Source organism: Pseudomonas agronomica, from assembly GCF_025917275.1.
Lineage (GTDB): Bacteria > Pseudomonadota > Gammaproteobacteria > Pseudomonadales > Pseudomonadaceae > Aquipseudomonas > Aquipseudomonas agronomica.
The window spans coordinates 1-13905 of record NZ_JAOSHO010000098.1; the positions used below are offsets into that span (position 1 = coordinate 1).

Annotated in this window: 8 protein-coding genes; 4 read left to right on the forward strand and 4 right to left on the reverse strand. The window is 62.3% G+C overall.

Features of this window, described 5'->3' with window-relative positions:
* The 4 genes from guaD to xdhA all read right to left on the reverse strand — a co-directional run.
* A partial coding sequence (gene guaD / locus OC610_RS10105; RefSeq protein ID WP_264427671.1) for a guanine deaminase occupies positions 1 to 874 on the reverse strand: 874 nt, incomplete at its 3' end.
* A 20-nt stretch (positions 875 to 894) separates the two neighbouring features.
* Positions 895 to 1731, reverse strand: a complete 837-nt coding sequence (gene xdhC, locus OC610_RS10110; RefSeq protein WP_264427672.1) for a xanthine dehydrogenase accessory protein XdhC — start codon at positions 1729 to 1731, stop codon at positions 895 to 897.
* 122 nt (positions 1732 to 1853) lie between these two features.
* Entirely contained in the window at positions 1854 to 4253 is a 2400-nt protein-coding gene (gene xdhB, locus OC610_RS10115; RefSeq protein ID WP_264427673.1) for a xanthine dehydrogenase molybdopterin binding subunit, read from the reverse strand.
* Positions 4246 to 5700, reverse strand: a complete 1455-nt coding sequence (gene xdhA / locus OC610_RS10120; RefSeq protein ID WP_264427674.1) for a xanthine dehydrogenase small subunit — start codon at positions 5698 to 5700, stop codon at positions 4246 to 4248. Before xdhA ends, xdhB begins: the two co-directional genes overlap by 8 nt.
* Positions 5701 to 6044: 344 nt before the next feature.
* Here xdhA and OC610_RS10125 point away from each other — a divergent pair, with 344 nt between their 5' ends.
* The 4 genes from OC610_RS10125 (at position 6045) to ligA (ending at position 13867) form a co-directional block, all read left to right on the forward strand.
* The gene (locus OC610_RS10125; protein WP_264427675.1) at positions 6045 to 6704 is read left to right on the forward strand and encodes a GntR family transcriptional regulator; all 660 of its coding nucleotides are present in this window, start codon (positions 6045 to 6047) and stop codon (positions 6702 to 6704) included.
* A gap of 2 nt (positions 6705 to 6706) precedes the next feature.
* Positions 6707 to 10195, forward strand: a complete 3489-nt coding sequence (gene smc / locus OC610_RS10130) for a chromosome segregation protein SMC (protein WP_264427676.1) — start codon at positions 6707 to 6709, stop codon at positions 10193 to 10195.
* Positions 10196 to 10450: 255 nt separating this feature from the next.
* Positions 10451 to 11296, forward strand: a complete 846-nt coding sequence (gene zipA / locus OC610_RS10135) for a cell division protein ZipA (protein ID WP_264427677.1) — start codon at positions 10451 to 10453, stop codon at positions 11294 to 11296.
* Positions 11297 to 11509: 213 nt separating this feature from the next.
* Positions 11510 to 13867: an NAD-dependent DNA ligase LigA gene (gene ligA, locus OC610_RS10140; RefSeq protein WP_264427678.1), complete on the forward strand. Its 2358-nt coding sequence runs from the start codon at positions 11510 to 11512 to the stop codon at positions 13865 to 13867.
* Positions 13868 to 13905 lie beyond the last annotated feature (38 nt).

Consider the following 13905-nt stretch of genomic DNA (forward strand, 5'->3'; position numbering starts at 1 on the left):
CAATGGCCGACCCCGTCTGCGCCAGGCGCGCGCATTCGTCGTCGCACAGGTGAACGCCGTGGGCGAACACCGAGCGTTCGCCGAGCAGTTGGTAGTGGTCGTAGACGTCCAGGTAGCCCTTGCGCTCGGGGAACAGTTCCTTGACCCATTGCACTTCCTGCAGGTTTTCACTGATATGGGTCTGCATGTACAGGTCCGGGTATTCGCTGAGCAATTGGCCGGCCAGGCTCAGTTGTTCCGGGGTGCTGGTCGGCGCGAAGCGCGGGGTCACGGCGTAGTGCAGGCGGCCCTTGCCGTGCCAGCGCTCGATCAGCGCCTTGCTCTCGGTGTAGCTGGATTCGGCGGTGTCGACCAGATAGTCGGGGGCGTTGCGATCCATCATCACCTTGCCGGCGATCATGCGCAGGTCGAGTTTCTCGGCCACTTCGAAAAACGCATTCACTGATTGCGGGTGCACGCTGCCGAACACCAGGGCGGTGGTGGTGCCGTTGCGCAGCAGTTCCTTGACGAAAATATCCGCCACTGTCTCGGCATGGGCCTTGTCGGCGAATTGGCTTTCGCAGGGGAAGGTGTAGGTGTTGAGCCAATCCAGCAGTTGCTCTCCATACGCGCCGACCATGCCGGTTTGCGGCAGATGGATGTGGGTGTCGATGAAGCCGGGGGTGATCAGCGCGTCCTGGTAATGCGTGATCTCGATGTCCGTCGCCAGGGTCGGCAGCAGGTCGCTGGCGTGGCCGATGGCGCTGATCTGGCCGTTTTCCACCACCAGCAGGCCGTCCTCGAAATATTCATAGGACGCCTCGATGCCCACTTCGGCCGGGTCGGCGAGGCTGTGGAGCAGGGCGGCGCGGTAGGCTTTGCGTGTCAGGGGCATGGTCTGTCTCGATAAAAAGATTAACGCTGGCTGCGGCGTGAAACCGGCAGCAACTTGGCAATGGGTTCGGCGCGCGAGGTGTGCTGGCCGAAGTCCGCGTTATAGGTGGCGATGATTTCGCCGGCGATGGAGATGGCGATTTCCACAGGCAACTTGCCTTTGACTTCGCCGATGCCCATCGGGCAACGCATGCGTTGCAGGGTGCCGCTGTCGAAGCCGCGATCGCGCAGGCGATGTTCGAACTTGACCCGTTTGGTCTTCGAGCCGATCAGGCCGAAGTAGGCAAAGTCGTTGCGCTTGAGGATTGCGGCGCTCAGTTCCAGGTCGAGCTGGTGATTGTGCGTCATGACGATGCAGTAGCTACCGGTGGGCAACTCGTCGACTTCATCCAGCGGGTCTTCAGTGACAATTTTGCGCACGCCATGGGGCAGGTGTTCGGGAAACTCGGCTTCCCGCGAGTCGATCCAGCGCACCCGGCAAGGCAGGCTCGCCAGCAACGGCACCAGGGCGCGGCCGACGTGGCCGGCGCCGAACACGGCGATCTGCGCCTGGACCTGGCCCATGGGTTCGAACAGCAGCACGGTCACGCCGCCGCAGCACTGGCCAAGGCTGGCGCCGAGGCTGAAGCGCTCCAGATGTGTGTTCTGCTGGCCGCTGGCGAGCATCCGCCGAGCGATTTCCATGGCCTTGTATTCCAAGTGTCCGCCACCAATGGTGTCGAACGCCTGGCTGGCGCTGATGACCATCTTCGAACCGGCATTGCGCGGGGTGGAGCCGAGCTCTTCGATGATCGTCACCAGCACGCACGGTTCACCGCGGGTTTGCAGGTCGGCGAGGGCACTGATCCAGTTGTACATATTCACCTCGACATCTCTGTTGTCTGTTCCGGCCTCATCGCGAGCAAGCTCGCTCCCACAGGGGATTGTGAAAACCGACCCTACGTGGGAGCGAGCTTGCTCGCGATAGCCGCGCTGCGGTCCTAAAGCGAAGCCAACTCGGCCTCAATTTGCGCAGGTTCCACAGCCTTCAACTGCCGCATCTGCTCACACCCCCACAACACCCGCTCCGGCGTCGCCGGCGCGTCGATCTTCGGTTGATGCTGGTAGTCCCCGAGGCTCGCCACGGCGTCCTTGATGGCGCACCACGCGGCGATGCCGAGCATGAACGGCGGTTCGCCCACGGCCTTGGAATGGAACACCGTGTCTTCGGGGTTCTTGCGGTTTTCCACCAGCTTGACCCGCAAATCCAAAGGCATGTCAGCGACGGCGGGGATCTTGTAGCTGGCCGGGCCGTTGGTCATCAGCTTGCCCTTGTCGTTCCACACCAGCTCTTCCATGGTCAGCCAGCCCATGCCCTGGATGAAGCCGCCCTCGACCTGGCCGATGTCGATGGCCGGGTTCAGCGAGGCGCCGACGTCGTGGAGGATGTCGGTGCGCAGCATCTTGTACTCGCCGGTGAGGGTGTCGACGATCACTTCGGCACACGCCGCGCCGTAGGCGTAGTAATAGAACGGCCGACCACGGGCCTGGCTGCGGTCGTAGTAGATTTTCGGGGTCTTGTAGAAGCCGGTGCTCGACAGCGAGACCTGGGCGAAATACGCCTGTTGCACCAGCGCCTCGAAGGTCAGGATGTGATCGCGCACCCGCACGTGGCCGTTGTGGAATTCCACGTCTTCTTCGCTGACCTTGTACTGCCGCGCGGCGAATTCCACCAGGCGCCGCTTGATGGTTTCGGCGGCATTCTGCGCAGCCTTGCCGTTCAGGTCGGCACCGCTCGAGGCCGCGGTCGGCGAGGTGTTCGGCACCTTGTCGGTGTTGGTCGCGGTAATCTGCACGCGGTCCATTTCCACCTGGAATACTTCGGCCACCACTTGGGCAACCTTGGTGTTCAGGCCCTGGCCCATTTCCGTGCCGCCATGGTTGAGATGGATGCTGCCGTCGGTGTAGACGTGGATCAACGCGCCGGCCTGGTTGAGGAAGCTGGCGGTGAACGAAATGCCGAACTTCACCGGCGTCAGCGCCAGACCCTTTTTCAGGATCGGGCTGCCTGCGTTGTAGCGGCGAATCGCTTCGCGGCGCTCGGCGTATTGGCTGCTTTGTTCGAGCTCGGCGGTCATCTCTTCGAGCATGTTGTGCTCGACGGTCTGGTAGTAATGCGTGACGTTGCGCTCGGTCTTGCCGTAGTAGTTGGCCTTGCGCACCGCCAGGGGATCGAGCCCCAGGTGCCGGGCGATGGCATCCATGACTTCTTCAATGGCGACCATGCCTTGGGGCCCGCCAAAACCTCGGTAAGCGGTGTTCGACGCGGTGTTGGTCTTGCAGCGATGGCCGTTGATGGTCGCGTCGCCCAGGTAGTAGGCATTGTCGGCGTGAAACATCGCGCGGTCGACGATCGAGGCCGACAGGTCCGGCGAGCAGCCACAGTTGCCGGCCAGCTCCAGGGCGATGCCATGCAGGCGCCCGGTACTGTCGAAGCCGACGTCGTATTCGATGTAGAAGGGGTGGCGCTTGCCGGTCATCAGCATGTCTTCGACCCGGGGCAGGCGCATCTTGGTGGGCTGGCCGGTGAGGTGCGCGATCACGGCGCACAGGCACGCCGGGCTGGCGGCCTGGGTTTCCTTGCCGCCGAACCCGCCGCCCATGCGGCGCATGTCCACCACGACCTTGTTCATCGATACGCCCAGTACCTCGGCCACCAGCTTCTGCACTTCGGTGGGGTTCTGGGTCGAGCAGTAGACGATCATGCCGCCGTCTTCGGTGGGCATCACCGAGGAAATCTGGGTTTCCAGGTAAAAGTGCTCCTGGCCGCCGATGTGCAGCGAGCCCTGGATGCGATGCTCGGCGCTCGCCAGTGCCGTGGCTGAATCGCCCCGCTGGTGGGTGTGGCTGTCCAGCACGAAATGCCGTTTGCGCAGCGCCTCGACCACGTCCAGCACCGGTTCGAGGTCTTCGTATTCGATGATCGCGGCCATGGCCGCCTTGCGTGCGGTCTCAAGGTCCTTGGCCGCGACGGCCAGCACCGGTTGACCAACGAACTGTACATCGTCGATCGCCAGCAGCGGGTCGCCGGGCAGCAGCGGGCCGATGTCCTTCAGGCCGGGAATGTCCTGGTGGGTAATGGCGATGCGCACGCCTTCGAAGGCGTAGCAGGGCGCGGTGTCGATGCGCAGGATTCGGGCGTGGGCGCGGTCCGACAGCCGGGCATAAACGTGCAACTGGTTCGGGAATTCCAGGCGGTCATCGATGTATTGCGCTTCGCCGGACACGTGCTTGGCGGCGCTGTCGTGCTTGACGCTGCGGCCCACGCCAGTGGTGAGGTCGCGGGCGAACAGTTCGGCCAGTTCGGCTTGGGTCTTCTCTACGGCGTGATGGTTAGACATAAGCGGTCACCCGAGTCTCGATGTGCGGCGTTTGCAGCTCGATGAAGTATTTGCGCAGCAGGTTGCGGGCGCTGAGCAGGCGGTACTCCTTGCTGGCGCGGAAGTCCGACAGCGGCGTGAAGTCCTCGGCCAGGGCGATGCAGGCGCGTTCGACGGTGCTGTTTATCCACGGCGCACCGATCAAGACGGCTTCGCAATGCTTGGCGCGCTTGGGTGTGGCAGCCATGCCGCCGAAGGCGATGCGAGCGTCCTGGACCACACCGTTTTCGATGCGCAGGTTGAACGCCGCGCAGACTGCGGAAATGTCATCGTCCAGTCGCTTGGACACTTTATAGGCACGGAACGCCTGCTCGACGGTGGCCCGGGGCACGACGATCTTCTCGATGAATTCGCTTTCCTGCCGGGCGGTGACCCGATAGTCAATGAAATAGTCTTCCAGGGCCAACGTGCGACGGACCTGGCCCTTGCACAGCACGATCTGCGCGCCAAGGGCGATCAGCAGGGGCGGTGAGTCGCCAATCGGCGAGGCGTTGCCGATGTTGCCGCCCAGGGTGCCCTGGTTGCGGATCTGCAACGAGGCGAAGCGCTGGAGCAATTCGCCGAAGTCCGGGTATTCGGCTTGCAGGGCTTCGTAGCAATCGGAAAGAGGGGTGGCGGCGCCGATTTCCAGGCGATCGTCGAAACGCTCGATGCGCTTGAGTTCGGCGACGTTGCCCACGTAGATCATCACCGGCAGGGTGCGATGAAATTGCGTGACTTCCAAGGCCAGGTCGGTGCCGCCGGCCAGCAGCCGAGCTTGCGGGTAGGCGTCGTAGAGGTCGGCCAGGTCGGCCACGGTCAGCGGCACCAGGCAGCGCTTGTCGCCGCTGTTGAGTTCGCCGGTTTCGGTCGGCGCGATGGCTTTCAGGCGGGCGATGGTCTCGGCCTCGCGGGCATCGAACTGGTCCGGCTGTTTGCCGCAACAGGCCTGGTCGGCGGCGGCCAGGATCGGCCGATAGCCGGTGCAGCGGCACAGGTTGCCGGCCAGGGCTTCGTGGGCCTTGTGGGCGTCGGGTTGTTCGCTGTTCTTCTGCAAGGCGAACAATGACATGACGAAGCCTGGGGTGCAGAAACCGCACTGCGAACCGTGGTAATCGACCATCGCTTGCTGGACGCTGTGCAGTTGGCCGTTGTGCTTGAGGTCTTCGACGCTGATCAGTTGCTTGCCGTGCAACGACGAGACGAACGTCAGGCACGAATTGAGGCTGCGATAGCGAACGCGTTCGCGGCCATCCGCATCCGTGTCCAATTCGCCCACCACCACCGTGCACGCACCGCAGTCGCCGCTGGCGCAGCCTTCCTTGGTGCCGGGTTTGCCGACGTGCTCGCGCAAATAGTTGAGCACAGTCAGGTTCGGGTCCAGGGCATGCTCGCTACGGAGTTCCTGGTTGAGTAAAAACTGGATCACGGAAGGCCTCGCAGATTCATTATTGTTGTATCGACGTGGGCTGAATTTAGCAGTTCTGACTTTTCGGTCAATGATTTTCTGACTTAAAGGTCAAGAAATACTGTTTTGTCGATAAAACCCTGTGGGAGCGAGCTTGCTCGCGATAGCGGTCTGTCAGCTTGCATCCATACTGAATGTACCGCCGCCATCGCGAGCAAGCTCGCTCCCACAGGTTTCGCTTCAGGGCAAACTCCTTAACTTTTTTGCTTATATCGTGCCAAAACCCGGTGCAGGCCCTGCGCCATGACGTATCGAGTGCGCTACACTGCGCCGCTTGTGCAGATCGAAGAGTTTGAAGGACAACCATGACGTTCAAGGCCCCGGACAGCCTCGCCGAACAAATCGCCCACCATCTCGCCGAGCGCATCATTCGCGGCGAAATGAAGCCGGGAGAGCGCATCCAGGAGCAGAAGGTCACGCTGGCGCTCAATGTCAGCCGTGGTTCGGTCCGCGAGGCTCTGCTGATCCTGGAGCGACGCCATTTGATCGCGATCCTGCCGCGCCGTGGGGCGCATGTCACCGAGCTGACCGAACACAACGTGCGCAGTCTCTGCGCATTGATGAGTGAGCTTTACATCCTGCTGGGCAACGCCGTGGCCCATGGTTGGAAAGAACAGGCCGACATGGCACCGTTCGTCGCGATCCAGCAGCGTCTCAACGACGCCTATGCGCGCCAGGACATCCGCACCTTCGTCGACGAAAGCTTCAGCGTGATGCGCGCCGCGTATCCCTTTGCCAACAATCCGTACTTGCAGGAAACCGTCGAGAACCTGCAGCCGGCAATGAGCCGCGCCTACTTCCTGGCCCTGGAGCAGCGCAAGGCTGAAATGAGCGAATTCGTCGACCTGTTCCAGCGCCTGCTCGTTGCGGTGCTGGCCCGTGATTTGCCGCAGATCCGCATCGTGCTGACGGCTTACGCCCAGCGCAGTTGCGACCTGGTGGTTTCAGCCCTGACGAAGGCCTGAACGTGCGCCTCAAGTGCATCAAGCTGGCGGGGTTCAAATCCTTCGTCGATCCGACCACGGTGAACTTCCCCAGCAACATGGCGGCGGTGGTCGGGCCCAATGGCTGCGGCAAGTCGAACATCATCGACGCCGTGCGCTGGGTGATGGGCGAAAGCTCGGCCAAGAACCTGCGTGGCGAGTCGATGACCGACGTCATCTTCAATGGTTCCACCAGTCGCAAGCCGGTCAGCCAGGCGAGCATCGAGTTGGTCTTCGATAACTCCGACGGCACGCTGATTGGCGAGTACGCGGCCTACGCGGAAATCTCCATTCGGCGCAAAGTGACCCGCGACAGCCAGAACAGCTATTTCCTCAATGGCGCCAAGTGCCGGCGTCGCGACATCACCGACATCTTCCTGGGTACCGGCCTGGGCCCGCGCAGCTATTCGATCATCGAACAGGGCATGATCTCCAAGCTGATCGAGGCCAAGCCCGAGGACCTGCGCAATTTCATCGAGGAAGCCGCCGGTATCTCCAAGTACAAGGAGCGGCGCCGCGAGACCGAAAACCGCATCCGTCGAACCCACGAAAACCTCGCCCGCCTGACCGACCTTCGCGAAGAACTCGAACGCCAACTCGAACGCCTGCACCGTCAGGCCGAAGCCGCGAAGAAGTACCAGGAATACAAAGGCGAGGAGCGCCAACTCAAGGCCCAGTTGTCGGCCCTGCGCTGGCAGGCGTTGAACGAGCAGGTCGGCCAGCGCGAGGCGATCATTGGCAACCAGGAAGTCAGCTTCGAAGCGCTGGTGGCCGAACAACGCAACGCCGATGCCGCCATCGAGCGCCTGCGCGATGGGCACCACGAACTGTCCGAGCGCTTCAATCTGGTGCAGGGGCGCTTCTATTCCGTGGGCGGTGACATTGCCCGGGTCGAGCAAAGCATCCAGCACGGCCAGCAGCGCTTGCGCCAGTTGCAGGACGATCTGAAGGAAGCCGAACGCGCGCGCCTGGAAACCGAATCGCACCTGGGCCACGACCGCACATTATTGCTGACGCTCGGTGAAGAGCTGGAGCGACTCACGCCGGAGCAGGAACTCACCAGCGCCGCCGCCGAGGAGGCTGCTGCGGCGCTGGAAGAAGCCGAGCTGACCATGCACGGTTGGCAGGAGCAGTGGGACAGCTTCAACCTGACCTCCGCCGAGCCGCGGCGCCAGGCTGAAGTCCAGCAGTCGCGTATCCAGCAGTTGGAAACCAGCATGGAGCGCCTGGCCGAGCGTCAACGGCGTCAGTCCGAAGAGCGTGCATTGCTCGCGGCCGACCCGGAGGATGCCGCCATCCTGGAGCTGAGCGAGCAGCTCGCCACCAGCGAAGCCACGCTCGAAGATTTGCAGGCCAGCGAAGACGCCCAGGTCGAACGCCTCGAACAACTGCGCCAGGCCTTGCAACTGGCCCTGCAGAACCAGCAACAGGCCCAGGGCGAACTTCAGCGGCTCAATGGACGGCTGGCCTCGCTGGAAGCCTTGCAGCAAGCCGCGCTGGACCCGGGCACCGGCACCGCCGAATGGCTGCGCGATCAACATCTGGCCGAGCGTCCGCGCCTGGCCGAAGGCCTCAAGGTCGATGCCGGGTGGGAGCTGGCGGTGGAAACCGTATTGGGCGCCGACCTTCAAGCGGTCCTGGTCGATGATTTCGCCGGCTTCGACCTCTCCGGCTTCAGCCAGGGCGATCTGCGCCTGCTCAGCCCGGCCGGCGACGGCGTGCGGATGCCGGGCAGCCTGTTGGACAAAGTCGAGGCCCAGGTCGATCTGTCGCCCTGGCTGGGGCAGGTCAAGCCGGTGGACAGCCTTGAGCAGGCCTTGGCTTTGCGCGGGCAACTGGCGTCCGGCGAAAGCCTGATCAGCCGGGATGGCTATTGGGTTGGCCGACATTTCCTGCGGGTGCGTCGGGCCAGTGAAGCCGAGAGCGGCATGCTTGCGCGAGGCCAGGAAATCCAGCGTCTGGTCGCCGAGCGCGAAGAGCGCGAGGCCAGCGTCGAAGCCCTGGAAACCGAATTGCAAAACCTGCGGGCGCAACAGCGTCAACAGGAAAACGGTCGCGAACATTTGCGTCGCTTGTTGCAGGACGAAGCGCGCCAGCAGGGCGAGCTCAAGGCGCAACTGTCGGCCGGCAAAGCCAAGGTCGAACAATTGGCCCTGCGCCGCACGCGTCTTGATGAAGAAATCGCCGAGTTGGGCGAGCAGCGGGCGTTGGAACACGAACAGATCGGCGAGGCGCGCTTGCAATTGCAGGACGCCCTTGACGCGATGGCGGTGGATACCGAGCAGCGCGAATTGCTGCTGGCCCAGCGCGACAGCCTGCGCGAACGCCTCGACCGCGTGCGCCAGGAAGCGCGTCAGCACAAGGATCACGCTCATCAATTGGCGGTACGCCTGGGCTCGCTCAAGGCGCAATACGATTCCACTCGCCAGGCGTTGGAGCGCCTGGAAATGCAATCCGAGCGCCTGACCGAAAAGCGCGAGCAACTGAGCCTCAATCTGGAAGAGGGCGAAGCGCCGCTGGAAGAGCTGCGCCTCAAGCTCGAAGAATTGCTCGACAAACGCATGAGCGTCGACGAAGAACTCAAGACCGCGCAGATCGCATTGGAAGACGCCGACCGCGAATTGCGCGACGCCGAGAAGCGCCGTAGCCAGGCCGAGCAGCAATCGCAACTGATACGCGGCCAGATGGAACAGCAGCGCATGGAATGGCAGGCCCTGACCGTGCGCCGCAAGGCCTTGCAGGACCAACTGCTGGAGGACGGCTACGACCTCAACGGCGTGCTAGCGACCCTGGTCGCGGGGGCGAACGAGAAGGACGCCGAGGAAGAGCTTGAACGCATCGCCCAGCGCATCCAGCGCCTGGGTGCGATCAACCTGGCCGCTATCGATGAATACCAGCAGCAGTCCGAGCGCAAGCGCTACCTGGACGCCCAGAACGACGATCTGGTGGAGGCGCTGGAAACCCTGGAAAACGTTATCCGCAAGATCGACAAGGAAACCCGCAACCGCTTCAAAGATACCTTTGATCAGATCAACGGCGGTTTGCAGGCACTTTTCCCGAAAGTTTTCGGTGGCGGCAGCGCCTATTTGGAACTGACGGGCGAAGATCTACTCGATACTGGGGTGACAATCATGGCGCGTCCTCCCGGCAAGAAGAACAGCACCATTCATTTGCTCTCCGGCGGTGAGAAAGCGCTGACGGCACTGGCCCTGGTCTTTGCCATCTTCAAACTGAACCCGGCGCCGTTCTGCATGCTCGACGAAGTCGATGCACCATTGGACGACGCTAACGTAGGCCGTTACGCACGGCTGGTGAAGGAGATGTCTGAAACGGTGCAGTTCATCTACATCACCCACAACAAGATCGCCATGGAGATGGCGGATCAGTTGATGGGGGTGACCATGCATGAGCCAGGTTGTTCGCGACTGGTGGCGGTGGATGTGGAGGAGGCCATGGCGATGGTGGACGCCTGAGCACGGTTGTAGGGCTGCTATTTCGAGCGCCGCGGGTGTTTTTACCCTTGGGGCTGATGTTCAATTCACAGATTGGGCACAAGCCTATGCGACAGACGGTGTAAAGTTGTCTTTGGTCGTGCTAGTTTAATGTCAATTTTTCGTATGCGTGGGCAAAACGCCATTCAGAACATAGAGTTGGCGCCACGTTTTAAAGCGGTTTGCAAATAGCTAAGCCCCTTATTTTTCAGCATTTTTATAGAGGCACGGGATTACATGGAAATCGGTCTGCGCGAGTGGCTGATCGTCATCGGCATCATTGTCATTGCCGGTATTCTTTTCGACGGCTGGCGTCGCATGCGCGGCGGCAAGGGGAAACTCAAGTTTCGCCTGGATCGCAGCCTGTCGAACCTGCCGGATGAAGATGACAGCGCCGAATTGCTTGGCCCGCCCAGGGTGCTCGACACGCACAAGGAGCCCCAGCTGGACGAGCATGACCTGCCGTCGATGAGCGCGCCTGCACGTGAGCCACGGGAGTCGGGTTCCAAGCGCGGCAAGCGCAACAGCGAGCCTTCCCAGGGCGACTTGAACCTGAACCTGGATCTCGATGGCGGCCCGGGCTTCAGCAGCCGTGACGGCGACTTCCCGGACGAGAGCAAGCCTTCCGGCGCCGACAAGGAACAGGCCCAGGCCGAAGAAGTACTGGTGATCAGCGTGATCTGCCGGGACCCGGCCGGCTTCAAGGGCCCGGCACTGTTGCAGAACATCCTCGAGAGCGGCCTGCGTTTTGGCGAGATGGACATTTTCCATCGCCACGAAAGCATGGCCGGTAATGGCGAGGTGTTGTTCTCCATGGCCAACGCGGTCAAGCCTGGCGTGTTCGACCTCGACGACATCGACCACTTCAGCACCCCGGCGGTGAGCTTCTTCCTCGGCTTGCCAGGCCCGCGTCATCCGAAGCAGGCCTTTGACGTTATGGTGGCTGCAGCGCGCAAGCTGTCCCAGGAACTCAACGGTGAATTGAAAGATGATCAGCGCAGCGTGCTGACCGCCCAGACCATTGAGCACTATCGCCAGCGCATCGTTGAATTCGAACGCCGGGCGCTGACCCAGAAGCGCTGAGGTCAAAGATCGCTGGCCCTGTAGGAGCTGCGAGTGCAACGAGGCTGCGATCTTTCCACTGACGATTGGGTCGTGAGCGAAAGATCAAAAGATCGCAGCCTCGTTGCACTCGGCAGCTCCTACGGCAGCTCCTACGGCTCCTCGGCACCTGCAGCGACCCAAGTATTGAGAATGAGCAGCCCAGGCTGCTCTTTTGCTTTATGAGAGAACACCATGAACGCCGTTGAAACCCGCATCCTAGAGCTGCGTGCCGAACTGGATCAGCATAACTATCGGTACCACGTGCTCGATGAACCGAGCATCCCGGACGCCGAATACGACCGCCTGTTCCACGAACTCAAGGCCCTGGAAGAGCAGCACCCGGAACTGGTGACCAGCGACTCCCCGACCCAGCGAGTCGGCAGCATGGCGCTGTCGGCGTTCAGCCAGGTGCGTCATGAGATCCCGATGCTCAGCCTGGGCAACGCGTTCGATGAAACGACGATGCGCGAGTTCGATCGGCGCGTGACAGAAGGCCTCGACCTGCCCCTGGGCGATTTGCTCGGCGGCGGTGCGGCGGTGGAATACAGTTGTGAACCGAAGCTCGATGGCCTGGCGGTCAGCCTGTTGTATCAGGACGGCATGCTGGTGCGCGGTGCCACGCGCGGTGACGGCACTACGGGCGAGGACATCAGCGTCAATGTGCGCACGGTGCGCAATATTCCCCTCAAGCTGCAGGGCAGCGGTTGGCCGCCGGTGCTGGAAGTGCGCGGCGAGGTGTACATGTCCAAGGCCGGTTTCGAGCGCCTCAACGCCACGCAACTGGAGGTGGGCGGCAAGACGTTCGCCAACCCGCGCAACGCAGCAGCCGGCAGTCTGCGCCAATTGGACTCCAGGATCACGGCCAACCGTCCCCTTGAGTTCTGTTGCTATGGCATCGGCCAGGTGACCTCGGACATCGCCGACACCCACATCGGCAACCTCAAGCAACTCAAGGCCTGGGGCATGCCCATCAGCCGTGAGCTGAAGCTGGCCCACGGCATCGACGAATGCCTGGATTACTACCGCGACATCGGCGAGCGACGCAATTCGCTGCCCTACGAAATCGACGGCGTGGTGTTCAAGGTCAACAGCATCGCCTCACAGCGCGAATTGGGTTTTCGTGCCCGCGAGCCGCGCTGGGCCATCGCCCATAAATTTCCTGCCAGCGAAGAGCTTACCGAGTTGCTGGACGTCGAGTTCCAGGTCGGCCGTACCGGTGCTGTCACACCCGTGGCGCGGCTAAAACCCGTCAAGGTGGCTGGCGTGACGGTGGCCAATGCCACGTTGCACAACATGGACGAAGTGGCGCGCCTGGGCCTGATGATCGGCGACACGGTGATCATTCGCCGCGCCGGCGACGTGATCCCGCAGGTGGTGCAAGTCGTCACCGAGCGCCGTCCGGACGATGCCCGCCCGGTGGAGGTGCCGCAGCAGTGTCCGGTTTGCGGTTCCCATGTCGAACGTACGCAGTTGATCAAGCGCAGCAAGGGGCGTGAGACCGTCAGCGAAGGTGCGGTGTACCGCTGCGTCGGTCGCCTGGCTTGTGGCGCGCAACTCAAGCAGGCGATCATCCATTTCGTCTCGCGGCGGGCGATGGACATCGAAGGGCTGGGCGAAAAAAGTGTCGAGCAGTTGGTGGACGAAGGGCTGGTGGGGTCGCCTGCCGACCTGTATGCGCTGACGTTCGAGCAAGTCGTCGACCTGGAAGGCTTCGCCGAGCTGTCGAGCAAGAATTTGCTGGCGGCCATCGTCGACAGCAAGCAGCCGAGCCTGGCGCGTTTCATCTACGCCCTCGGCATCCCGGACGTGGGCGAGGAGACCGCCAAGGTCCTGGCCCGCTCCCTCGGTTCGCTGGAGCGTGTGCAGGTGGCGTTGCCCCAAGTGCTGACGTACCTGCCGGATGTGGGACTGGAGGTTGCCCATGAGATCCACAGCTTCTTTGAGGACCCGCACAATCGCCAGGTCATCAAGGACCTGCTGCGCCACGGCCTGGAAATTCAGGATCAGGGCGAGTTGGGCGCGGAGTTCTCTGCCAGCACGACCCTGGGCGGCTTCCTAGACAAGCTGCACATTCCTTCAGTCGGCCCGGGCGGCGCGCAAAAATTGGCGGACAAGTTCGGTTCCCTCGAAGCGGTCATGAACGCCGACTGGCTGGACATGCGCCAGGCGCTGCCGGAAAAACAGGCCAACGCCGTGCGCGAGTTCTTCGCTGTCGCTGCCAATCGAGAGCAGGCCTTGGCCGCAGAGAAGCAACTGCAGGATTTCGGCATGCACTGGCTGAGCGAGAAAAAGGTCGTCGAAGGCTTGCCCGAAGCAGGGCACACCTGGGTATTGACCGGTTCGTTGGAGCTGATGAGTCGCGACGTCGCCAAGGACAAGTTGGAGAGCCTGGGGGCCAAGGTGGCTGGTTCCGTGTCGGCCAAAACCCATTGCGTGGTGGCCGGGCCGGGGGCGGGGTCAAAGCTGACCAAGGCCAATGAGCTGGGGCTCAAGGTGCTCGACGAACAAGCGTTTGTCGACTTTCTGAAGGGCCATGGCATCCCGGTCTGAGGGTGCACAGCTTTTGTGGCGAGGGAGCTTGCTCCCGC